Below are 24,100 nucleotides of genomic sequence, written 5' to 3'. Positions count from 1 at the left end.
ACGGCACGTCTTAGATGGGGTAGAAGCTGCGTATGGACCGGCTCATCAGCGGAATAATCGCGCATCGGCGCGCGGTGGTTGCGGCGTTTCTCGTCGCGGCGGTCGTGTGCGCGGCGTGCATCCCGTTCGTGCGCACGAACTACGACATGGCGGACTATCTGCCGCCCTCGGCCCAGTCGACCACGGCGGTCGAGATCATGACCACCCAGTTCGACCAGGCCATCCCGAACGCCTACGTGATGGTGCGCGACGTGTCGGTGGCCGACGCGCTCGCTGTGAAGGCCGGCCTCGCTGACCTTCACGGCGTCGAGGACGTCATGTGGCTCGATGACATGGTCGACGTGACGGTGCCGCTCGAGGTGCTCGACCCTTCCACGGTGGAGGCCTACTACAAGGACGGCACGGCGCTTTTCCAGGTGTCGGTCGCGGAGGGCGAGGAAGGCCCGGGCGTCGCCGCCCTGCGCGCCTACGTCGACGCGCTCGGCGAGGGCAACGCCGTCTCGGGCGACGCGGCCGACATCGCGCAGATGCAGTCGAGCGTGGTCGAGCAGGTGGGCATGGCGGTTGCCATCGTGGTCCCGGCCATCGTCCTCCTGCTTGTGCTCTCGACACTCTCGTGGATCGAGCCCGTGCTGTTTCTGCTGGCCATCGGCGTGTCCATCCTCATCAACATGGGGACGAACCTCATCCTCGGCGAGGTGTCGTTCATCACGTTCTCGGTGAGCCCCATCCTGCAGCTGGCCGTGTCGCTCGACTACGCCATCTTCCTTTTGCATGCGTTCTCCTTCGAGCGCCAGCGCGGCGACGGCGTGGAAGCCGCCATGGCGCGCGCCATGCGCTCCTCGGTGTCGACCATCGCGGCGAGCGCCGTGACCACGCTGTTCGGCTTCGCGGCGCTGTCCTTCATGCAGTTCCAGATCGGCGCCGACTTGGGGCTCAACCTGGTCAAGGGCATCGTGCTCAGCTTCGTGACCGTGGTGGTGTTCCTTCCCGCAGTCACGCTCCTTCTATGCAAGCTCATCGACAAGACGGCGCACCGCCCGCTCATGCCCTCGTTCGCGGGCGTCGACAAGGTGCTGCGCCACGTGCGCGTGCCGGCGCTCGTGCTCGTGCTCGCGCTGGTGGTGCCTGCCTTCCTGGGGCAGGCGCACACCACCTTCACCTACTCGAACGGCCAGCCTGACCTCACGCTGCGCTCGGGCGCCGACACGGCGGCGGTGCGCGAGGAGTTCGGGCAGCAGAACGTGGTGGCGGTGCTCGTGCCGCGCGGCAACATCGCGGCCGAAGCGGCGCTGTCGGACGACCTGGCGCAGCTCGACCACGTGACGGGCGTGATGTCGTACGCGTCCATGGTAGGCGCGGCCATCCCGCAGGAGTGGCTCGGCGAGGGCGTGACCTCGCAGTTCTACTCCGACGAGTACGCGCGCATCGTGGCGTCGGTCGACACCGAGGTGGAGGGCGACGCGGCGTTCGCCACGGTGGAGGAGATCGCGCAGACGACGGCGCGCCACTACGACACGTTCTACACGGCCGGGCAGTCGGCGAACCTCTATGACATGCGCAACGTGGTGTCGGTTGACAACGTGGTGGTGAGCTTGGTGGCGGTGATCGCCATCTTCACGGTGCTGCTCGTCACCTTCCGCTCGCTCGCGTTGCCCTTCGCGCTCCTGCTCGCCATCGAGTCGGGCATCTGGATCAACCTGAGCATCCCGTACTTCACGGGCACGCCCATCAACTTCATCGGCTACCTGGTGATCAACACCGTGCAGCTCGGCGCCACCATCGACTACGGCATCCTGCTCACCACGCACTACCTGCGCGCGCGGAAGCTGATGCCGGCGCGCGCGGCGGCAGCGGCGGCCCTCGGGTCGAGCTTCCGCTCGCTTTTGGTGTCGGCGGGCATCCTGGCCTCGGCGGGCTTCGCGTTGTCGCTCTCGTCGTCCATCTCGGCGGTGTCGACGCTCGGTCTGCTCCTCGGGCGCGGCGCGCTCATATCGCTCGCGCTCGTGACCTGCTTTCTGCCCGCGCTGCTCATCGGCCTTGACGGCATCATCCGCCGCACCACCTTCCGCGCGGGATTCTTCGTGCCTTCCGCATCTGAGGCGCTCGTCGTGCCTGGGGGCGCGAGCGCGCCCGCCGCGGTGTGCGAGCCTGTCCCGTCCGCGGTGTGCGAGCCTGTCCCGTCCGCTGCACGCGAGCCTGTTTCGCCCGCTGCGTCATCTGCGCCCTCCGCGTCATCTGCGCCTTCCGCGCCGCCCGCATCCCTCGCGGGCGCGAGCAAAGGAGAGAACCATGAGTGAGAAACCCTTCGCCAACTGCGGCGTTGGCAGCCGCGCTAACGCCACCCGCGCCACCGCCACCCGCGCCACCGCCACCGCCACCCGCGGCGTTACCAGCCGCGACGCGGCTCTTCTGGCCGTCGCGCTCCTCTTGGCGTGCGCGCTGACCGCCACGGCGCTGGCGAAGGAGGGCGGCGCGCCCGCAGGCGACGCAGGCAGCGTGGTCGGTGCGAGCGGCTCCAGCGCGGCCGCCGCGGCCCCGGCTAACGACGCCGCGTCCGCGGGGCCCGCTGCGCAGGAGACGACGGCTTCCTTCGAGAAGTCCGAGGTCGTCTACGCGTCGCTGACGGCCGAGGGCGCCCCCGAGGCGGCCTACGTGGTGAACGGCTTCGAGGTGAGCGAGCCGGGGCGCATCGTGGACTTCGGCGCGTACGACGCGGTGACGAACTTGAGCAGCCAGGAGCCGCTCGAGCGCGACGGGGAGGCCGTGGCCTTCGACGCGCCGGCGGGGTCGTTCATTTACCAGGGGAACCTCAGCGAGGTGGAGCTGCCGTGGAACGTGGCGCTTTCCTACGCGCTCGACGGGCGCACGGTCGACCCGGCCGACCTCGCCGGCGCGAGCGGCGAGCTCAAGGTGCACCTGACCACGGAGCGCAACGACGCCGCCGAGGTCCCCGAGGGCTTCTACGAGAGCTACATGATGCAGATCACGTTCACGCTCGGCGGGGAGGTGGCGCATGACGTGGCCGCCGAGGGCGCCACGCTCGCCCTGTCGGGCACCGACCGCACGGCCACGTTCACGGTGCTGCCCGGGCACGACGGCGACTTCACGCTCACCGCGCAGGTGAGCGACTTCACGATGCCGGGCGTGCAGATCGCGGCTTTGCCGTACACCTCAGTGATCGAGATGCCCGACGCAAGCGGCATGGTCGATGAGATGTCGCAGCTCACGAGCGCCATCAGCCAGCTCTCCGCCGGCACCTCCGAGCTCGCGAGCGGGATGGAGGCGTTCGCCGGCGGCACCGAGACGCTCGTGGGCACGCTCAACGGGTATCTGGGCGAGCTGGGGGGCGTCTCGGCGCAGATCGACGAGACGCTTGCGCGCATCGAGGAGTCCGGCCTGATCGAGAGCTTGGACCCCGAGAAGCTCGCCGAGCTCAGCCGGAAGCTCACCGAGCTCGCCGAGAAGATAGAGCAGCTGGTGAAGTCGGGGGACGCCTCGCTGGGGGAGCTCGGGACCTCGATGGACGAGCTCTCGGCGAGCAGCGTCACGCAGGGCGAGCTGAAGGGCCTTGACGCGGCTGTGCGCGCGGGCGGGACCGAGGCCGATGCCGCGGCCCTCGAGAAGCTCAAGCAGGCGTATGAGGCCGCGCAGAAGGCGGTGGGCGAATGGGAGGACGTCAAGGGCTCGCTCGAGGAGCTTCTGGGCGGCTATGACGAGCTGGCCGCGCGGCTGCGGGAGCTCGCCGCGCAGATCGACGAGGTTGCGAGCGCTTTCTCCGAGGAGAACGTCGCGAAGGTGAAGGCGGTCATCGCGCAGATCCGCACGTTCTCGAAGAGCTACCCGGAGCTCGCAGGCTACCTTGACGCTTACGCCGGGGGCGCAAGCCAGCTGGCAAGCGGGGCCAGCGCGCTTGCGGGCGGCATAGGCGCGCTCGACAGCGTGACCGTGGGGCTGCCCGACGTCATGCGCGCCGAGATCGAGCGCATGATGGCCGACTACGAGTTCCCCCCGTTCGAGCCGGCCTCGTTCACCTCCGACCGGAACGAGCACACGTCCGAGGTGCAGTTCGTGCTCACCACCGCCGCCATCGAGAAGCCCGCCGAGGAGCCGGTGGTCGAGGAAGCTCCCGAGCTCGCCCTCCTCGACCGCTTCTGGGCCCTCTTCCAGGGATAGCGCGCCGAGGCGGCAGGTGCGTCGAAGTGGCGGGCGCGCCCGCGCGACTTCGGGTCTTCGCGCGCCCGCACGGACCTGAAGCTGGTTCCTGGGATGGGGCGCGGGCACGCCCATCGGCGAGATGTGCTCCCTTCGCTGGCTTTGTGGGGAGCTTTGCCTGAGGGGTTGCAATGTCGCGGCACTTTCATTACTTTAGTTGCTAAACAAATTCGGCACTAAACAGAAAGGGCAGCGATGAATGAGCAAACCTCTGCAGGCGCTTGCGGCTGCGCGGGCACGGGCGCAGGCGAAGCGCCGGGCGCCCCAGCTCCAGTCTCCGCGACGGTCGGCAACCCTGAGAGCGCGCAGGTCTTCGACGCGCTCCGCGACGAGTTCTTCGATCTCGCGCGCCTCCTCCGCAGGAACCGCTTCATGCCCGTCGTGTCCATCGACGGCCTCACGCCGACCGAGGCGCGCGCCGTGCACATGGTCATGATGGCGAAGAGGAGGGCGAGCGAGAAGCCGGTGCGCCCCGGCTTCGTGGCGGCGCTTCTGCACGTGACGCCCTCGGCCTTCTCCCAGGTGCTCAAGAGCCTCGAGGGGAAGGGGCTCGTGGAGCGCGAGCGTGGCGGCGACGACTTCCGCGCGGTGGCCATCAACCTGACGCCGGCGGGCCTGTGCCTGGCGCGCGAGGTGGACGCCGTGGCCACGTCGCAGGCCCATGCGCTCATCGAGTACGTGGGCGAGGAGAACTTCCGCGCCCTGCTGCGGACGATGCGCCTCATCGTGGAGTACCAGGCTCAGCTGAGCGACGGTGCCGAGGCGGGCGCGCGGCCGGAAGGCGCGTGCGAGCGCATGGCTGCTGGGAGTGCGTGCGAGAGCGCGGCCGCCGCAGGTGCCCCCGCAGGCGCGTGCAAGCGCGCAGCCGCCCCCGCAAGCGCAGGCGAGCGCGCGGCCGCCCCCGCAAGCGACGCCCCCGCGCCGCGCGAGGCGGGTGAGGTCCCGTGCGCATAGCCCGCTACCTCCTCGAGCACAAGCTGGCCCTGCTCATGGTGATCGTGCTGCTCATCGGCCAGGCCGCCGCCGACCTGTCGCTGCCGCGGCTGACCTCCGACATCGTGGACGTGGGCATCCAGCAGCAGGGCGTGGAGCACGTCGCTGCCGACGAGCTGACCGAGCGCACCTTCGAGATCGCCTGCATGATGTCGTCTGAGGACGACGAGGAGCTGCTGCGCAGCTCGTACGACGCCGACGAGGGCGCGTGGCGCCTGAACGACGCGGGGCGGGAGCGCATCGAGGAGCTCGACCGTCTGCTCACGCTGCCGCTCATCGCCGCGCACGGCGCGCAGGGGCTTGCGGATGGAGTCGACCTCGACCAGCTGCTCGCCGCCTACCAGGCGGGACAGCTGCCGAAGTCCGAGGTCCTCTCCGCCGTCGAGGCGGCGCGCGAGGCGATGACCGACGTCGAGGAGTCGATCGTCGAGCAGCAGGGCGTCGCCGCGGCGCGCGCCGAGTACGAGGCGCTCGGCTACGACCTGTCCGGCATGCAGATGGGCTACCTCCTGCGCACGGGCGCGGCCATGCTGGGGTTGGCCGCGGCAGGCGCCGCTCTCGCCGTGCTGGTGGGGCTCGTGGCGTCGCGCACGGGCGCGGCCATCGGGCGCGATTTGCGCGAGCGCCTGTTCACGCGCGTCATGGAGTTCTCCGAGGGCGACATCGGCCGGTTCTCGGCCGCCTCGCTCATCACGCGCGGCACCAACGACATCCAGCTTATCCAGATGATGTCGATCATGCTCATGCGCATGGTGCTCTACGCGCCCGTCCTCGCCGTGGGCGGCATCGTCATGGTCATGTCCACCAACGCCTCCATGGGCTGGGTCATCGTGGTGGCCATCGCCGCGGTGTTCGCGGTGATCGCCGTGCTGTTCAAGGTGGTCATGCCGAAGTTCCGCATCATGCAGTCCCTCATCGACCGCGTGAACCTGGTGGCGCGCGAGATGCTCACGGGCCTGCCCGTGGTGCGGGCGTTCGACCGCGAGGACTTCGAGGAGGAGCGCTTCGACGTGGCCTCCACCCACCTCATGAGAACCCAGCTGTTCACCAACCGCGCCATGACCTTCATGATGCCGGCGCTCATGCTCATCATGAACGTCACATCGATCGGCATCGTGTGGATCGGCGGGCTCTACGTCGACTCCGGCGTCATCCAGACGGGCGACCTCATCGCGTTCATCACCTACTCCATGGTCATCATCATGAGTTTCCTCATGATCGGCATGATCTCGATCATGCTGCCCCGCGCGGAAGTGGCGGCGGGCCGCATCAACGAGGTGCTCGCGACGCCGCCCTCCGTCACCGACCCGGCGTCGCCAGTGAGGGGCGTGAGGGGCGCGGGCGAACCGGCAGCCGGCGAACCGGCGGACGCTTCGGCCGTGCCGCCGGCAGCGGGTGAGCCGGCGGGCGAGCCGGTCGTGCCGCCGGCAGCAGGTGGGCCCGCGGGCGCGCCCGCCGCGTCGCCTGCGCCGGGCGCCCCGCGCGGGCGCGGCGCCCGGATCGTCTTCGACGACGTGTCCTTCCGCTACGACGACGCGAGCGAGTACGTGCTCGAGCACGTGAGCTTCACGGCCGAGCCGGGCAGCACGCTCGCCGTCATCGGATCGACGGGGTCGGGCAAGTCCACCGTGTGCAAGCTTATCGAGCGCTTCTACGACGTGAGCGCGGGCGCCGTGCGCCTCGACGGCGTCGACGTGCGCGCAATGGCGCAGTCCGACCTGCGCGGGCAGATCGGCTACGTGCCGCAGAAGGCGTTTCTGTTCACGGGCACGGTGGAGTCGAACGTGGCCTACGCCGACGAGGGCATGAGGGCGTCCCGCGTGGACGAGGCCCTCTCCGTGGCGCAAGCTGCCGGCTTCGTGGCCGAGAAGGCCGGCGGCCTGGACGCGCCCATCTCGCAGGGCGGGACCAACGTCTCAGGCGGCCAGCGGCAGCGCCTGTGCATCGCGCGGGCGCTGGCGGCTGACGCGCGGGTGCTCCTGTTCGACGACTCGTTCTCGGCGCTCGACTACAAGACCGACGCCGACCTGCGCGCCGCGCTCGACGCCCACGCCGGCGGCGTGACGCGCGTGATCGTGGCGCAGCGCATATCCACCATACAGACAGCCGACTGCATCGTGGTGCTCGACGAGGGCCGCGTGGTGGGCAAGGGAACGCATGAGGAGCTCATGCGGGACTGCGAGGAGTACCGCGCCATCGCGCTGTCGCAGCTCTCGGAAGAGGAACTCGGGATGGGAGGTGATGCTGCATGAAGGGCAAGGTCAGGGAACCCGAGGCCGTGAAGGCCGCGCGCGCCGTCATGGACGCCCACGCGCACGGCGCGCAGGACGTCGCCGACATGCCGGCGGCCCGCGACGAGATGACGCCCGAGGAGCGCGCCTGCGCCCGCCGCGCCCGGGCTGAGGCCGTGAGGCAGCAAGCTTACGCCTCGTCAGGCAAAAAGGACGCCCCGCGTCGCCGTCCGCACGGCCACGCCGCGCGCATGCCCGGCGAGAAGCCCCGCGACTTCAAGGGCACCATGCGCAAGATGCTCGCCTTCATGGGGCAGTTCAAGGTGCACCTCGTGGTGATCTTCGCGTTCGCCGTCGGCTCGACCATCTTCAACATCGTGGGGCCCAAGGTGCTCTCCGAAGCCACCACCGTGCTCTTCGAGGGCCTGGTGGCGAAGGTGTCGGGCACGGGCGGCATCGACTACGACCTCGTCGCGCGCATCCTGCTCAGCACGCTGGGGCTCTACGCGCTGTCGGCGGCGTGCTCGTGGGTGCAGGGCTGGGTCATGGCGTACGTTTCCCAGCAGACGTGCTACCGCCTGCGCGGCGCCATCGCGCGCAAGATCGACCAGATGCCCTTCAGCTACTTCGACAAGAACTCGACGGGCGACGTGCTCTCGCGCGTCACCAACGACGTGGACACGCTCGGGCAGAGCCTGAACCAGGGCGTCACCCAGCTCATCACGTCGGTCACCACCATCGTGGGCGTGCTCGTGATGATGCTGTCGATCAACGGGGCCATGACGCTCGTGGCGCTGCTCGTCGTGCCGGTGTCCATCGTGCTGGTCATGGTGGTGGTGAAGCGCTCGCAGAGGCACTTCTTCGCGCAGCAGGCGCTGCTCGGCCAGATCAACGGCCAGGTGGAGGAGACCTTTTCGGGGCATGCCGTGGTGAAGGCGTTCCGCCGCGAGGACGAGGCCGTGCGCGCCTACCGCGCCACCAACGAGCGGCTCTACGAGGCGGGCTGGAAGTCGCAGTTCCTCTCCGGCCTCATGCAGCCCGTGATGAACTTCGTGGGCAACCTGGGGTACGTGGCCGTGGCCATCTTCGGCGCCCTGCTGGCGGCGCGCGGCACCATCACCGTCGGCGACATCCAGGCGTTCATCCAGTACGTGAAGAACTTCACGCAGCCCATCACGCAGCTCGCGCAGGTGTCCAACGTCCTCCAGCAGATGGCTGCGGCCGCCGAGCGCATCTTCCAGTTCCTCGACGAGCCCGAGCAGGACGCCGAGCACGCGCGGGCGCGCACCGACAGCGTGACGTGCGACGTGGAGTTCGACCACGTGAGCTTCGGCTACCGCGCCGGCGAGCCGGTCATCAACGACTTCTCCGCGCGCGTGGAGGAGGGCCAGACGGTGGCCATCGTGGGGCCGACGGGCGCGGGCAAGACCACCATGGTGAAGCTGCTCATGCGCTTCTACGAGGTTAACGGCGGCGCCATCCGCATCGGCGGCGTGGACGTGCGCGACTTCGCGCGGGCTGACGTGCGCGGGATGTTCGCCATGGTGCTGCAGGACACCTGGCTGTTCAGCGGCACGATCGCCGAGAACATCGCCTACGGCAAGCTCGACGCCACGCGCGAGGAGATCGAGGCGGCGGCGCGCGGGGCGTGCGCGCACCACTTCATCACCACGCTGCCGGGCGGCTACGACTTCGTGATCAACGAGGACGCCTCCAACGTCAGCCAGGGCCAGCGGCAGCTGCTCACCATCGCGCGCGCCCTTCTGGCGAACCGGCGCATGCTGATCCTCGACGAGGCCACCAGCTCGGTTGACACGCGCACCGAGGAGCGCATCCAGCAGGCGATGGACAACCTCATGGCGGGGCGCACGTCGTTCGTGATCGCGCATCGGCTCTCCACCATCAAAAGCGCCGACCTCATCCTGGTGATGGATCATGGAGACATTGTCGAGCAGGGCACGCACGCCGAGCTTTTGGCCCTTGGAGGTTTCTATGCCGAGCTGTATAATTCACAGTTCGTAGACTGCATCGACGAGGTTGACTGACGGCGCGGCGCGTCATCCGCTGCGCCGCTGGGCGTGGCATGCGCGGGGCGCGTGCCACGCTGCGCGAGGAGCCGCCGGTTGACCCTGAGCCATAGAGAGACGCAACCGTGATCATGCCGCATATGGAAGACGACTATGTGTTGGTTCCCTGCGAGGGCGCCTCGGACCCCAAGGAGCTCCCCGAGGGCGTGGTGCGCGTGACCCCGGGAGCGCTCGCCGCCGCGCGGCTGTTGCCGGGCGCTGGTGGCGCGCGTGCCGAAGGGGCCGCGGGCACTGGGGCGGCTGCGGGTGAGGGCGCGGCTGGCGCGGACGAAGACGTGGCTGGCGCTGCGAGCGCTGGCGCAGGAGCAGGAAGCGAAGGCACCGCTGGCGCCCCCGGCACCGCGGGCGCGGACGGCAAGGTGCGCATCGCGGTGTTCGACTTCGACGGGACAACCCTCACGGGCAACTCGCCGGTTTTGCTCGTGCGCCATCTGGCGCGCGAGGGCAAGCTCGCTCCGACGGTGATCGCGCGCATCATCGTGTGGGGCGGCGCGTACAAGGCGCGCCTGCCCCAGAACGAGAGCTGGGTGCGTGGGCTGGTGTTCTCGGCGTTTCACGGCAAGCCCGTGGCGCAGGTGAACGAGTATCTGCGCGCGTTCTACCGTCGCGCGGTGGCGCCGCGCGTGCGCGCGGAGGCGACGCGCGCCATGCAGGCGCATCTCGACGCGGGCCACGTGGTGGTGTGCGTCTCGGCGACGTTCGAGCCCATCGTCGCGGCGGCCATGCTCGAGCACCCCATCCAGTACGCGATCGCCACGCGCATGAAGGTCGACGCGTACGGCTGCTACACCACGCAGGTGGAGGGGCTGCCCGTGGAGGGGGAGGAGAAGGTGGCCGCGCTCGCGCGGTTCGCCGACGAGCGCTTCGGCGCGGGGAAGTGGGAGGTCGGCTGGGCCTACGGGGACCACCACTCCGACCGCGCGCTGCTCGCCTCGGCCCGGGAGGGCCACGCTGTGACCCCCGATCGCCCCCTCAAGCGGACCGCCCAAGAGCGAGGCTACGAGATCCTCGACTGGGAGTAGGCTTTCGGAAAGCAGCCAGCTATGGTGCGGTGGTCGCGCCAACCGGCCGTTGTAATGGCTTTTGGGTTTTATCCCCCAGAATCATAGACAGAATACGAATGAAGAAGGCCGCCAACAAAGGCCGCCAACAGCCGGACTGCCAATGCGCTTGTCGGACGCTGCAAAACCGCCGAGCGTGTAGAGTCCAATAACCCAAGACATTCGAGATTGCGTTTTGACGACGATGCGGCTGGAAGTGGCGGCAGGCTGGCTGCGGGCGGTTATAGCAGAATGGCCGACGCTGACTTACGTGATCCCGAAGATTACAATGGCTTACGAAGTTGCTGCCCTATCCACCTGTTGAGAGGGCGGAGAAGAGGGGAGGGAACGCAGCGTTCCGTACGCCCTCATCGCAGTGCTTCGGCTGAGCTTCGATGCGTCCCCTTTCAGGAACGCGTAGAAGTTCCCCTTGTTCAGCCCCGTGATCCTGCATGCCTCGGCGCGGCTTATGCCCTTCTGCTCGAGCAGCATGGCAAGGGAGTCCGCAACCCTCTGCAGCGTCTGTCGATTGGTTTGCTTCCGAGCGTTTTCGGCGCGCCACGCGATAAGGGGGCGCTTGTATCTGCTTCGTTCGGGCAGCGTGTCGAGGAAGCGCTCCAACGCAAGGCCCGACTGATGAAAGCTGGCCGTCATGCTCCGATACGTCTCGAACACGCTTGAGCCGACCGCCTGCTTCATCAGATAGCCCTCCCTGTGGTCGCAGAGCGCCAAAAGAAGAAGCGGCTCGAAAACGCGCGGCCGTCCCTGCTTTGCGATGGCGAACAGCTTCTTCAGGCTTGACGTTTGCGCGCCTGCGAGCTCTTGGCAGTATTTCAGAAGGAATCCGCGAAACGTGAGCATTATCGTCGCCATCCTTCCTCGTATGCGTGATAGTTGTGAAGCAGATTCTTCAGCTCTCGATCTTGCTCAGGCAAAGCGCAACGGCTTGCCGCCGCCTCTTCGGGGGAATGCACGAGGTGGTCGAGAGCCGCCCAGTCCAGCTTTTCCAGAAACTCGGGTGCAGTAAGATCGGCTATGTCGGGAGCCGCCCATCGATACAGCTTCATCACTGCCACGTCTTCAAGCGACGGACGTAAATGTCGAGTGCATAGGTGTTCAGATCAATGCGCTTAATACGGTCCTCGAAGTTGTAGGGGAGGCATGCTTCGTAAGCTGCGCACTGGCTGTTGAAGTCGGCATCGTGAAGAAGGAAGGGCTTCACGGAATCCTCGGCTCGAAGGACATCGACGTCTTTCGTCGCTCCTTTTGACGAAAGGTTGCTCAGCAGCAATGCGCCTGCTCCCACTATGATGATGCCGACGCGTTGCCCCTCCTGAAGAACCCCGGAAAAGAAGATGTCCTCATCGATGCGCTTCAGTTTGGAGATAAGCTCAGCCTTGTCCATCGTTCCCTCTATAGTATTATTTGCTAATAATAATACTATAGAGGGAACGACAGGAAGAGTTAATTGTGAAAAATGGATAGCTGCTGTCTCCTTGCGAGATAGGGGAAGTTTATGCGCAGCACGGTTTAATCAAGATTTTTTACGAGCGTGTCATGGTTTCAGTGCATTGTCTCCTTCGTTGTCAGCAGCAATGGCATGCGGCTACGTCACATACCTGCTTGCAGGCTTCCAAAACTCCAGCTGAAAGACGATGTAAAAGGGTTTTGACAGCGCTTCCGGCCCCGTGCAAGCCCATTTGGCGGACAATGGCGGAAGAACCCTGTAGGGTGGGATTCGCAAGCATTGGAAGGAGGGCCGCATGGAAGTCGGCAAGACGATCAGGGATCTGCGCGCGGAGGCGGGGATGTCGCAGGAGGAGCTCGCCGGGAAGGCGTTCGTGAGCCGCCAGACGATCTCGAACTGGGAGAACGACAAGTCCTACCCGGACGTGCAGAGCCTGGGCCTCATCGCCGGGCTCTTCGGGACCTCCATCGACGCGCTCGCGAAAGGAGACCTGCCCATGATTGACGCAAGGATCGCAGAGGAAGACGTGAGGGAGCTCAAGCGGAACGCGGCGCTGTACGGGGTGCTCCTCGCGGTGTCCCTCGTCGTGATGGTCGTGGCGTTCGCGCAGGACAACTGGCTCGCCCTCGCGACGGGCGCGCTCGTGTACGCGCTGTCGCTGTACTTCGCGTTCCTCGTGGAGCGCGGCAAGAGGAAGTACGAGGTTCAAACCTACCGTGAGATCAGGGCGTTCTGCGGCGGGGCCTCCCTCGACGAGATCAAGGCGCGGCGCGCCCCCGAGCGTTTGTGCGCGAGCGTCATGAGGAAGGTTCTGGTCGGAGGATGCGCCGGCGCAGCCGTCGGGCTCGTGACGGCAGGGATCGTGCGCCTGCTCTGACGCATGGTGCGCGCGTGAGGATGCGGGAGGACGGCAGGCGTCGCGAACAGTATTTTGCTTCGGGGATTTCAGATGCCCAGAGGCGGCTTAGCGGACTGGCTTCGTCTCGGGTATAATGGCAGCGCCGGGAAAGGAGGTCGCTATGAGCGAAATCGAGCGGAGAAAGATCGACTTCAGCGTCTTTCTTCTCCACCGCCTGTCCGACCGCTTTCAGCGGCCTGCTGTCCATTTGTATCGTGAGCTCGAACCGACAAAAGTGTTCGAGGAGTACGTTATCCCCTACTACGACGTTCTCCACACCCTCGGCGAGGAGTACCTTGTGGAAGACGTGGCCGCCTATGCGCGAAATCGCGGGGTGGTACTTTGAGGCTCTACCACGGCTCAACCTGCATCGTACATCATCCTGATGTTACTCGGTCTCGCAGCAATCTTGACTTTGGCCGAGGCTTCTATCTCACTTCGTTCAAAGAGCAAGCCGAACGCTGGGCTCTCCGCAAAGGGCAATTTGAGCACGTGCGGCCCATCCTCAACATCTACGAGCTCGACGACGATCTCTCGGATCTCAGCGTTCTTGAGTTTCTCGAGAACGATGCTCGCTGGGTTGACTTCGTCTGCCAATGTCGACGCGGGGGCAGCTCCTTCGCTGACTATGATCTTATCATCGGAGGTGTTGCAGATGATAAGGTATACGAAGCCGTGAATATGTACTTCAGGGGGCTTTGGGATATGGACACCACCCTCAAGGCGCTTCGCTTCTACGACAAGAACGATCAGTACTGCTTCGTGACGCAAGCGGCAATTGACGATAAGCTTGCTTTTCTCGACTCTCTTGAGGTGACGCGATGAAGGTTACTGAGGAAACTATCGCGAACCTGGGCTCTCTGCTCAAGGAGCAGCTTGAAGCTGACATCGTTTCGATTGTCGCTGCAAAGCTTCATCTGTCACCCAGCCAGGCACTGGATATGTACTACAGCAGCCCCCTTGCTCAGAAGATTGAAGAAGGCGAGTTAGGCATGCAGTATTTGGATGCCTCCTATCTCGCCGACGAGGTTCTCAAGGCGCGCCTTTAGCGTCAGGATCAGAGTGAGAGCGTGCGCGGAGGGGGAGGGAAAGGTGGCTACGCCGTGCCCTCGATCTCTCCTTCAGAATGACCGCCCTAGGGCGAGGCTGCGAGACCCTTAAACAGGAAGAGCAAATTCGCCAGTTAAGGGGGTATATTTTAGCGGAACCCCAGAATCTCCACCGATAACTGCGAAATTTGATACGATGACTTCACATAGCGAAGGGAGTCATCATGCGTTTGTTTCCCCGAGAGAACTATCTCAAGAAGATCCGCGGCTTCTACCATGACGACGGAATGATAAAGGTTATCACTGGCGTGCGCCGCTGCGGCAAGTCCTGCCTAATGCGCAGCATTGTCCGGGAGCTTGAGGGGCAAGGGGTGAGTGATGAACGCATTCTCTTCCTAGACCTTGATCGCTATGGATACCGTTCGGTGCGAACTCCTGATCAGCTTGAAGCCCTCATCGAACCCATGCTCGATGTTGAAGGAACGAAGTACCTCTTCATAGACGAGATCCAAAACGTTAAAGGCTTCGAAGAGGTAATAAACGAGTTTCGCAGCGAAGGTGGTTTCTCCATTTTCATCACAGGCTCGAACTCCTATCTGCTCTCAGGCGAGCTGGCCACTAAGCTCACTGGACGCTATGTCGAGCTTGAGATGCAGACGCTCGACTTCGGAGAGTATTGTGAGATGAAGCGCTTTCTTGGGCAGCAGGTGAGCCCCAATCTCGCCGCAGAGCTCGACTCGTACATTCTGGAGGGCGGATTTCCGAAGGCCCTCGACTACCCTGACCTTGCGGACAAGCGCGCCTATGCTGCCGCCGTTATCGGGGAAATCTTCGAGAAGGACATCCGCGGACGAGCGAGGATAAGGAACGTGTCCGCGTTCAACCTGGTGCGCGACTACATTATCAACAACTTCGGCGCAACGGTGTCGCTTGCGAACATCCAGGAAGACCTGGAAAGAAAGCAGGGGATCAAGATAAAGCTCGAGACGCTCAACCGCTATCTCCAGGTCCTGGAGGATGCCAAGGTCATCAGCAAATGCGCTCGCTTCGATTTGAAGTCCCGCAAGTCGCTACAGGGTGAGCAGAAATACTACTTGGCAGACCTGGGGTTTTACTTCGCTCTCAATACCGACAACCGCATCAGCTACGGTCCTGTTCTGGAGAACATCGTCTATCGGTACGCGAGGGCTCTCGGATACAAAGTCAGTGTGGGGCGAGTCGGCAAGTTTGAATGCGATTTCATCCTCAGGGGAAGCGACTTGAATTACGCCTATGTCCAAGTCGCCATGACCATAATGGCAGATCGGGCTACCGAGGATCGCGAGTACCGTCCCTTCGAGCAGATAAAGGATAACTACCCCAAGTACCTGCTGACCCGCAGCGATCCCATCCAGCGCAGGGATGGGATTATCCATGAGAACATCCCGGAATTCATGGCTGGAAGGAAGATGTTCTAGCAACTATGCCATATCCCAGCAGGTGATAGCTCTCGTTTTGTGCTGAATGCGGAAAGCGTACGGTAAGAACTGACGATTCCTCGTGAGGAGCCGAGGGGAGAATCCTCGACTGCATTGAAAAGCAACGTGAAGCCAACCTTGCTCTCGTGAACGGCTTGCCGAACTTCTTCCTTTCGGCAAGCGCCTAGGTTCCCCTTAGCGGGCAAGAAGTTGTCGTGTCCATCGCTTTCGCAGTTTGCAATAGTCTGTGATGTCTCTCCTAATGAAGATCAATTCGAATCTTGTTAGGGGGCCTTGATTTGAACTCGTCGCGGCTTTCCTTTATCGTCAAGTCGGCATGATCCAATTGATTGAATCTCAGGCGGACAAGCCTGACATTGTAAGGATATAGCGCAGAAAGGGCGTGCGATTGAGCGCGAAAAGATGGGAGACTTCTCAGGGTAAGAGGTTTACGCTTCAAACGATACTGTTCTTTATGGAAAACGGTGAACCCATAACGGTGAAGATAATGTTGGATGTGATTCACTATATTCTAAGTTATATTCTCCGACAGAGTTCCGTGGATAGAAGGTATACAAGGGCGAAAACAGTTCTTTTTGCTGCTGAGCACCTTCTGAGTAACAAGCAATATGAAGAGCCATCCAAAGAGGCTTTCAAAGCATTGGCTGATGTTTTGAGGGACATGAATAACGAGACGGCTCGATCTGATCGTGAACGGGTTCAAAATGAACTCGTTGCAGCCCTTGCAAAACGGTTCGTTGATGAATGGTTCTCATTGATTCATCCTACTGCGCTCTGATGCTCTTGGAACTGCTTTGTCGATGCTCAAAACTAAACGTGCAAACAGCGCATCGTTGAACTAATGTTTCAGTTCCTTCGAGAGGGGTGCTGATGAAACCCGATGCTGAGAAGCATGCATCACTTTATTGTCTGCAGAGGGGCAAAGGCCAAGGAAGTGCGTGAAGCCTGCGCAGAGCAAGGTGCTGCAATACTCTCTGGGACCCTGTGAGGCGAAGTTGCGGCCAATGCCGGCATCGATAACATGCGAGCTTTAGGCACTTGCGCCCGCATCGAGCGAAGCAGGCAGGGCCTTTTCGCAAGCTGACGGCTAATGATGCAGTAATTCGACATAGTATAATGTTTGCGGGTGCGTTGCGCTGTCGCTATCCACAAGGAGGGCGGCAGCGCAACGCATATACGCGAACGAGCCTGATAGACGAATTGAAGAAGGACGCTTGATGGGAAGGCCGGAAGACAAATATGTGAAGATCCCTGCCCTTATTCATGCGACAAGGATTGGCTACACCTACAAATCCATTCATGGGACTCGAGAGCAGATTGACTATGACCCGGATACGAACATCTTCTTCGCGGCGTTTCGCAAGGGGCTGCAGAAGGTCAACGGCAAACCTGTGAGTGAGGTCGAAGCCAAGGAGCTTGTGCGGCAATTGCGGCTGAGCTTGAGCGCAAGCGACCTGGGGCGTGACTTCTTCAACAAACTTCAGGTCGGCATAGACGGATACAGGCTCGTAGACTTTGATAGCGCAGAACGCAATGTCTTCGAAGTGGTTACCGAGCTTACCTATGCAAACGGGGAGGATGAGTTCAGGCCAGACATTACGTTTCTCGTGAACGGCATGCCCCTCTTCTTCATGGAGGCGAAGCGGCAGAACAACAAGGACGGCATCATCGCCGAGCGCGAGCGCATGCACAAGCGCTTCGAGAACGAAGCCTACAGGCGCTTCGTGAACATCACGCAGGTGATGGCGTTTTCAAACAACCAGGAATACGACGACAACGACAGGCAGCCTGTTCAGGGCTCGTACTATGCGAGCAGCGCCTACGGAAGGCTGATGTTCAACCATTTCCGCGAAGAGGACGAGGCGGGCATGCTCGCGCTGGTGCGGGACCGTGACGAGGCCACCGAGAAGTTCATCGTCGAGGACAACAACCTTGCCAGCTATTATGGAACGCCCGAATACGAGCTGTCCATCGAGCCCACTACTCCCGCGAACCGCATCATCACCTCGCTCTTCAGCCCCGAGCGCGCGCTGTTTCTTCTGCGGTACGGCATCTGCTATGTGGAGAGGGCCGATGAAGGGGGAGTGAAGCACGTTCAAAAGCACGTCATGCGCTATCCGCAGCTGTTCGCTACTCAAGCGGTTGACGGGGCGCTATCCGAGGGCAGGAAGAAAGGCGTCATCTGGCATACGCAAGGCAGCGGCAAAACCGCGCTCTCGTTCTTCCTGTCGCGCTATCTTCGCGACTGGTACCAGGCCAGAGGCCAAGTGGCAAGGTTCTTCTTCATCGTCGATCGGCTTGATTTGGCGGAGCAGGCCAAGAACGAGTTCGAGAGCCGCGGCGCATACGTGAACATGGTGAGCGGTCGAGAGGACTTCAAGAGAGCCTTAACTGATCCCTCTATCGGGTCGGGTGGCGTGGACGAAGGCGCGCCGCCGGCGATCACGGTGGTCAACATCCAGAAGTTTGGGAACGACTCGTCGGCCGCGAAGTTTGACTACAGCCTTGAAGTGCAGCGCGTCTACTTCATTGACGAGGCGCACAGGGACTACAAGCAGAACGGCGCGTTCCTGTCGAACCTCATATCCTCTGATCGTGATGCCGTGAAGATCGCGCTTACGGGCACGCCGCTTGTGGACGGGCGCAAGGGGAACGCCACCAAGCAGGTGTTCGGCAATTACATTCACAAGTACTTCTACAATCAGTCCATTGCGGACGGCTACACCTTGAAGCTTCTGCGCGAAGAGGTGCAGACCGAGTTCAGGCTGAAGATGCGGGAAGTGGTGCGCGATCTGCAAGAGATAGACAAGCTGGTGAAGCTCGATGACGTTTTCAAGCACGACAGCTACGTGAACCCGCTTGTCGACTACATTGTGGAAGACTACATGCGAAGCCAGATAGAGCTGGGAGACAGCTCAATTGGCTCCATGATAGTCGCCCAGTCTTCTGAACAGGCGAGAAAGATCTACCGGCGCATAAGCGAAATGGACCAGGATGTTTCCGCAGAGCTTATCCTTCACGACGAGGGCACGAAGGAGAGCCGCAAGGCCATCACCGACAACTTCCGCAAAGACGACAGCAACATAGACATTCTGGTCGTGTTCAACATGCTGCTCACGGGGTTCGACGCCCACAGGCTGAAGAAGCTCTACCTGTGCCGCCCCATTAAGGCTCATAACCTGCTCCAGGCGCTGACTCGCGTGAACAGACCTTACAAGGACATGGCGAATGGCTTCGTCGTGGACTTCGCCGACATCACCGAGGAATACGACAAGACGAACCGCGCTTACTTGCGCGAGTTGAACGAAGAGCTGGGCGATGCCGCGCAGGAGTACTCGAGCCTGTTCGAAGACCCGAAAGCGATAGAGGCAGACCTTGCGCGAATCAGGGACGTCCTGTTCAGCTACACGACAGACAACGTAGTGGAGTTCCAACGTGAAATCAGCGCCATTGATGACAAGGCGGCGTTGTATGAGCTGAGAGCCGCGCTTTTGCGTTACAAGGACTTGCGCAACGTTGCCAACATGCATGGCTATGAAGAGCTGTACGAGCATTTCGACGTAGACAAGGCACAGGAGCTTCTGCGTGAAGTGGAACTGCGCATACAGACTATCAACAACAAAGAGGCGCTTGCGTTGAGCGATATGTCCACGGGCGCGATGAATCTGCTGCTCAGTCAGGTGGAGTTCAACTTCCGAAAGCTTGGCAGGGAAGAGCTGCATATAGGCGATGAGTTCCAAGATGCACCTACGGGGCTTTCGCGAACAACATAGACCCGAGCGATCCCGAGTATGTGAACCTGTTGGAGGAGCTGAGAAGCAGGTTCAAAAAGCTTAACATCGAAGAGATGGGCAGCGCGGACATCGCGAAGAGCATAGAAGAGCTTGACTGTATGCGGGCACGTGTAGACGAGCTTAACCGCGAGAACGCGGCTCTTGTGAAGAAGTACGACGGCGACGAGAAGTATGCGCGCGCTCACAAGCGGGCCATGAGGACGCCGCCGCCCTTGACGACGAGTCCGAGCAAGATGTCTGCCATCCTGAAACGTGTGAAAGGCAAGGTTGACGGGATGGTGCTCTCGAACAGCGGAATCATAGGCAACAAATCCTACTTCCAAAGAGGCATAAGCCGGATTCTGGCGGAGAGCTGCAAGGCGGGCTCTGTGAAGTGCGATGCAGCCCAGATCACGGGGCTGGCAAGCTATATTGCGAGCGAGTATGTTGACGAGAGGGGCAAGGCAGCGTAAATGGACAACGTTACCAACTTGCCTGGCACGGCAGTGCTGGCTGATACCAAGGCGATGATAGACGGGCTGAAGTCAGTCTGCGCGAGCGCAGGCCTTGCCAACGACAGCTCCGAGTACAAGATCATCACCGAGGTGTTCCTGTACAAGTACCTGAACGACAAGTTCTTGTGCGAGCTGAAGAAGCTTGACGAGTTCAGGGGCGCAGGCGACGTCGAGGCAAGGTTCGCGGCAATGGGCGATGGCGAGCGCGAGATGCTCAAGATCGAGCTCGACGCTGATACGGCATACATACGCCCCGAGTACCTCATTCCCTCCCTGTTCAACAAACAGGACGCGTCTGGCTTCGCCAAAGAGCTCGACGACGCGCTCGTGGGCATCGCCGCCGACAACGTGGACATATTCTCAGTGCGCACGGGTCAGGGGCAGGCAATTAACCTGTTCAGCGGTGTGACGCGCTTCATCGTCGAAGAAGGCAAGCGCGACAGCTTCGCCAAGCAGCTGATAAACAAGCTTGCTGCGTTCTCGTTCGAGCGGGCGTTCGACGAGAAGTACGACTTCTTTGCCGCTGTTTTCGAGTACCTGATAAGCGACTACAACAAGGATTCCGGTACTTACGGCGAGTACTTCACGCCGCATTCCATCGCGACGATCATCGCGCGCATCCTTGTTCCCGAGGGGGCACGTGATGTGACGGTATATGACCCCGCCGCTGGAACGGGCACGCTGGTGCTTGCGGCAGCTCACAGAATCGGGGAAGACAACTGCACCATCTACGCTCAGGACAGGAGCCAAAAAGCAAACGAGTTCATGCGGCTGAACCTGATCCTGAACAACTTGACCCATTCGCTGCCGAACGTGATCCATGACGACACGCTTGAGAACCCTCGTCATTTGGAGAGGGGCGGCAAGGCAATCAAGAAGTTCGACTACATCGTGAGCAATCCGCCCTTCAAGGCAGACTTCTCCGACACGCGTGACAAGCTGGCGGGCGAAGCATACTGCAAGCGGTTTTGGGCAGGCGTGCCCAACATAACGAGCAAGCCCGAGAAGATGGAAATCTACCTGATGTTTCTGCAGCACATCGTGGCCTCCATGAAGCAAGGCGGGCATGCTGCCGTGGTTGTGCCAACGGGTTTTTTGACTGCTAAGGGAAAGATTCCGCTCGGGATTCGCAAGCGCATGGTGGAAGACGGGCTGTTGCGCGGCGTGGTGAGCATGCCGTCGAATATCTTTGCCAACACAGGCACCAATGTGAGCATCGTCTTCTTGGATGGATCGGCTGAGCGTGACCGTGCGATTCTGATGGACGCCTCGAAGCTGGGGACGAAGAAGAAGCTCGACAACAAGAACCAGCGCACGTTCTTGTCGGATGCGGAGATCGACCGCGTAGTCGGTGCCTTCAACGCTGGCGAAGAGCAGGAGGATTTCAGCGTCATCGCCAGCTATGAGGACATAGCAGCGAAGGGCTATTCGTTCAGCGCGGGACAGTACTTTGAAGTGAAGATCGACTATGTGGACATCACCCCTGAGGAGTTCGATGCTGAGCTCGCAAGGCGCATGAATAACCTGGCAGAGCTTTTTGCTGAGGGGAATCGTCTCCAAGCCGAGATCGAAGCGCAACTGAAGAAGGTGCACCTTGGATAAGGTGAAGCTAGGTGCCGTTATGACCCTTCATAGGGGTTATGATTTGCCGTGTACGCAGCGTAGATCTGGTAGTGTGCCCGTCATCAGCTCGTCCGGGGTTTCCGGGACCCATTCAGTTGCAAAGCTTGATGGTGAAAGCGTCATAACAGGTCGATATGGAACTATTGGTGAGGTGTTCTATCATTGCGGTCCGTGCTGGCCACTAAACACGACCCTTTTTGTAGAGGACTTTCACGGCAATGATCCCAAGTATGTTGCTTACCTGCTCGAGGCTATGCTTGATGCCATGTGCATAGACGGAACGGATAAGAGCACAGTTCCTGGTATAGATAGAAATGCATTGCATGATCTTGCCGTACCCTATGCTAATGATTTGAAGTACCAGAAAACAGTTGCCCATGTGCTGACTGTGATTGACGACAAGATTGCCAATAATAAGAAGCTCATCAAGGAGCTAGAAGAAACCGCGCGACTGATCTACGACTATTGGTTCACGCAGTTCGACTTTCCCGACGAGAACGGAAAACCCTACCGTTCAAGCGGCGGCAAGATGGTCTGGAACGAAGAGCTAAAGCGTGAGATCCCAGATGACCGGATTGTGGTATCAATGGCTGAGATGTGTGGTTTCAAGAACGGTGTCAATTATGACAGAAAGCAAATGGCTGGCAATCAGTGTAGGATTGTCAATGTCCGCGATATAACAGCCTCATCCCTATATATCAATCCCAAAAGTCTCGATACAATTGAGTTACCTGCAGAACTCATAAGTCGGTATTTGCTGTGCGACGAAGACATTCTTATCGCTCGAAGCGGGACGCCTGGTGCGGTACGATTAATTGATAAACCGACAGATATCATTTTCTGTGGTTTTATTATTTGCTGTACGCCTCAGCAATCGGATTATCGCAACTACTTGACAATGGTGTTGAAACGACTTGAGGGGACCTCCGCAACGATTACCGGAGGGTCCATCTTGAAGAACGTTAACCAAGACACGTTGAAGAGTGTATTAACTGTTCGTCCTGCGCAGCGCGTCATAGACCAGTTCAATGAAGTAATCGATAATGTTTTTCAGCAGATAGTGTGCACAGAGCGTAAGAACTGGGAACTCTCTTCGCTACGTGATTGGCTATTGCCAATGCTCATGAACGGTCAGGCGGTCGTTGATGAGTAAGAAAGGCGTCCAACAAATCATTGATTCTGTGCGGGATGCTGTTGAAAAGGAGTGTTGGATTCCAGCACTTGTGACAGCCATGACTATCCCCGATGTTCTAGGGCAAATTGAGTTTCCCGAATTGGCATTCAAGACCGGGAAACGAAAAGTTGGGGAACAATACAAGGCATGGTTTCATGAGCATGTTGAGCATAGGTATGTTGATGCGTCGGGATTCGACGAGGAATGGCATGCTAAGAACCCGTATTTTAGTGCCGAGATGTGTTGGAGCCTGAGAAACGCAATACTCCATCAAGGCAGCGATGATATTGAACATGAATATAGGTTCGAAGACGAAAATGGTGTGTCGTATAGCTATGGGTTCGAACTGAGGGTCAATGCTTGCGACAGCTACGGAGCAATATGGCATACGCCTCAACCAGAAGGAAAACTACATAAGTGTATTCATGTGTGTATAGATGTGGCAACTCTGTGTAAAGTGATGTGTGACGAGGCGCAGAGTTATTTGGATTGCACGGATGACAAGGCGTTTGAGAATGCGGGAATCAGTATTTTGGATGTTGCGAAACTCGGCTCTCAACTTGGTTGGTATCAGCAAGATAGTTTGGGTGAAATGGTAAATACCGTGAATGAAGGATGGATAGATACTAACAGGTGATTTGTATGCGAGGAAGCGCCAAGATAATAAAATTCACTGCATTTATGTCAGTCTTATTCCTTCTATTGACCTATTTCATTTCGGTGAATATCGAAATGCATCTGCTTGAGCTCAATACGGTATGGATTTCAAACAACTTTGTTCTTACGGTGTTTGGAGGAGCGCTTGCAAGCATGCTCGTTGTTTTGGTTTGTGAAATGCAGAAGTATATTAATGCAAAAACATCTACCGAGGAATATATATTCTATCAGGCACTTTACCTATATCACGCTCTATTTTTAATGCAGCAAAATATTTGCGACTATCAAGGAAGGCCAGAAGCTTGTGTTCCAGAAAATCTTCTGGAAGAAACAACAAGAATGGTCCAAAGCGAACTTGCTGCACTGCGTAGTACTGATTATGCGCCGTTAAAGCGAAGAAATTCGTTGTTGGAGAAACATCAGGACTTTTGCGGGAAGATTACAGAGAATTTTCAGTCAGTTCTGTCGAGCGACGCTGCATTCAAGATTGCGATTAACAAAGCAAAAATCAGCTTTTTGCAACAAGGGCTTTCAGGCAGAGCGGTTACTTCTGCAGATGAGCCTCTTCGAACAGTATTGTCTATCCAGTTTGATAGAGCTTCAAATGCCTTAGGGAAAGTGGATGAATATCTAGAGGGTATTGATGAATACTGCAACCAGCGATATGACTGGAGAGAGCAACGGAAGCAGATTCATTCAAGCTATATATCTGTGTTTGAAGCATGGGATTTTGAGAAAGAGTTTTCTATGGAAACCTGATTCGAAAAAATGAAAAGCACTGTGCTGCGGGACAGCAGTGCTTTGCTGCCCCTCCTGTTTTATTGTGTTTCGCATGACGTACTGCTGGATGCCGGACGCTCAAAATTCCCCTTGCGCTTCTTGCGACTAGGTTTTATCAT

19 protein-coding genes and 1 pseudogene are annotated in these 24,100 nt (G+C 60.3%); 18 read left to right on the top strand and 2 right to left on the bottom strand.

Annotated elements, in window-relative coordinates; all coding sequences use genetic code 11:
• Positions 1-32: 32 nt before the first annotated feature.
• From G7Y50_RS05245 to G7Y50_RS05220, 6 genes are all read left to right on the top strand, one after another.
• The gene (locus tag G7Y50_RS05245; RefSeq protein ID WP_165056627.1) at positions 33-2,300 is read left to right on the top strand and encodes an RND family transporter; all 2,268 of its coding nucleotides are present in this window, start codon (positions 33-35) and stop codon (positions 2,298-2,300) included.
• Entirely contained in the window at positions 2,293-4,176 is a 1,884-nt protein-coding gene (locus G7Y50_RS05240; protein ID WP_165056628.1) for a hypothetical protein, read from the top strand. The genes G7Y50_RS05245 and G7Y50_RS05240 overlap by 8 nt, the downstream gene beginning before the upstream one ends.
• A gap of 234 nt (positions 4,177-4,410) precedes the next feature.
• Positions 4,411-5,169 (top strand): MarR family winged helix-turn-helix transcriptional regulator, encoded by a 759-nt coding sequence (locus G7Y50_RS05235; RefSeq protein ID WP_165056629.1) that lies wholly within the window; start codon positions 4,411-4,413, stop codon positions 5,167-5,169.
• Positions 5,160-7,460: an ABC transporter ATP-binding protein gene (locus G7Y50_RS05230; protein ID WP_241159495.1), complete on the top strand. Its 2,301-nt coding sequence runs from the start codon at positions 5,160-5,162 to the stop codon at positions 7,458-7,460. Before G7Y50_RS05235 ends, G7Y50_RS05230 begins: the two co-directional genes overlap by 10 nt.
• 230 nt (positions 7,461-7,690) lie before the next feature.
• The gene (locus tag G7Y50_RS05225) at positions 7,691-9,484 is read left to right on the top strand and encodes an ABC transporter ATP-binding protein (RefSeq protein WP_165055695.1); all 1,794 of its coding nucleotides are present in this window, start codon (positions 7,691-7,693) and stop codon (positions 9,482-9,484) included.
• 122 nt (positions 9,485-9,606) lie between these two features.
• Complete coding sequence (locus tag G7Y50_RS05220; protein ID WP_165055689.1) at positions 9,607-10,548, top strand: HAD family phosphatase; 942 nt, start codon at positions 9,607-9,609, stop codon at positions 10,546-10,548.
• 312 nt (positions 10,549-10,860) lie between these two features.
• On the opposite strand, the gene G7Y50_RS05215 is transcribed toward G7Y50_RS05220, so the two are convergent.
• A complete protein-coding gene (locus G7Y50_RS05215) occupies positions 10,861-11,439 on the bottom strand; it encodes a helix-turn-helix transcriptional regulator (protein WP_165055687.1) in 579 nt (192 codons plus the stop codon).
• A pseudogene (locus tag G7Y50_RS12030) lies at positions 11,427-11,971 on the bottom strand (DUF6036 family nucleotidyltransferase). Before G7Y50_RS12030 ends, G7Y50_RS05215 begins: the two are co-directional and overlap by 13 nt.
• A 358-nt stretch (positions 11,972-12,329) precedes the next feature.
• Here G7Y50_RS12030 and G7Y50_RS05200 point away from each other — a divergent pair.
• The 12 genes from G7Y50_RS05200 (at position 12,330) to G7Y50_RS05150 (ending at position 23,960) form a co-directional block, all read left to right on the top strand.
• Complete coding sequence (locus tag G7Y50_RS05200) at positions 12,330-12,911, top strand: helix-turn-helix transcriptional regulator (protein WP_165055681.1); 582 nt, start codon at positions 12,330-12,332, stop codon at positions 12,909-12,911.
• A gap of 142 nt (positions 12,912-13,053) precedes the next feature.
• Positions 13,054-13,278, top strand: a complete 225-nt coding sequence (locus tag G7Y50_RS05195) for a DUF3791 domain-containing protein (protein WP_165055679.1) — start codon at positions 13,054-13,056, stop codon at positions 13,276-13,278.
• Positions 13,275-13,757, top strand: coding sequence for a DUF3990 domain-containing protein (locus tag G7Y50_RS05190; RefSeq protein WP_165055677.1), 483 nt, complete (start codon positions 13,275-13,277; stop codon positions 13,755-13,757). The genes G7Y50_RS05195 and G7Y50_RS05190 overlap by 4 nt, the downstream gene beginning before the upstream one ends.
• Positions 13,754-13,981, top strand: coding sequence for a hypothetical protein (locus G7Y50_RS05185; protein WP_165055675.1), 228 nt, complete (start codon positions 13,754-13,756; stop codon positions 13,979-13,981). The genes G7Y50_RS05190 and G7Y50_RS05185 overlap by 4 nt, the downstream gene beginning before the upstream one ends.
• Positions 13,982-14,205: 224 nt before the next feature.
• Positions 14,206-15,438 (top strand): ATP-binding protein, encoded by a 1,233-nt coding sequence (locus G7Y50_RS05180; protein ID WP_165055673.1) that lies wholly within the window; start codon positions 14,206-14,208, stop codon positions 15,436-15,438.
• A gap of 475 nt (positions 15,439-15,913) precedes the next feature.
• Positions 15,914-16,237 (top strand): hypothetical protein, encoded by a 324-nt coding sequence (locus tag G7Y50_RS05175; RefSeq protein ID WP_165055671.1) that lies wholly within the window; start codon positions 15,914-15,916, stop codon positions 16,235-16,237.
• A 439-nt stretch (positions 16,238-16,676) separates the two neighbouring features.
• On the top strand, positions 16,677-19,232 hold the full coding sequence (locus tag G7Y50_RS05170) for a DEAD/DEAH box helicase family protein (RefSeq protein WP_206214774.1): 2,556 nt from the start codon (positions 16,677-16,679) through the stop codon (positions 19,230-19,232).
• 29 nt (positions 19,233-19,261) lie between these two features.
• Positions 19,262-19,705: a hypothetical protein gene (locus G7Y50_RS11910; protein WP_206214773.1), complete on the top strand. Its 444-nt coding sequence runs from the start codon at positions 19,262-19,264 to the stop codon at positions 19,703-19,705.
• Positions 19,706-19,870: 165 nt separating this feature from the next.
• The gene (locus tag G7Y50_RS05165) at positions 19,871-21,349 is read left to right on the top strand and encodes a class I SAM-dependent DNA methyltransferase (RefSeq protein ID WP_206214772.1); all 1,479 of its coding nucleotides are present in this window, start codon (positions 19,871-19,873) and stop codon (positions 21,347-21,349) included.
• 1 nt (position 21,350) lies between these two features.
• Complete coding sequence (locus G7Y50_RS05160; protein ID WP_241156528.1) at positions 21,351-22,523, top strand: restriction endonuclease subunit S; 1,173 nt, start codon at positions 21,351-21,353, stop codon at positions 22,521-22,523.
• The gene (locus G7Y50_RS05155) at positions 22,516-23,181 is read left to right on the top strand and encodes a hypothetical protein (protein WP_165055667.1); all 666 of its coding nucleotides are present in this window, start codon (positions 22,516-22,518) and stop codon (positions 23,179-23,181) included. The genes G7Y50_RS05160 and G7Y50_RS05155 overlap by 8 nt, the downstream gene beginning before the upstream one ends.
• A gap of 95 nt (positions 23,182-23,276) precedes the next feature.
• Positions 23,277-23,960: a hypothetical protein gene (locus tag G7Y50_RS05150; RefSeq protein WP_165056956.1), complete on the top strand. Its 684-nt coding sequence runs from the start codon at positions 23,277-23,279 to the stop codon at positions 23,958-23,960.
• Positions 23,961-24,100: the final 140 nt, after the last annotated feature.

Source organism: Adlercreutzia sp. ZJ176, from assembly GCF_011038975.1.
Classification (GTDB): Bacteria; Actinomycetota; Coriobacteriia; order Coriobacteriales; family Eggerthellaceae; genus CAAEEV01.
The sequence above is the reverse complement of the archived record's forward strand: the minus strand, read 5'-3'. Positions and strand labels throughout refer to the sequence as shown.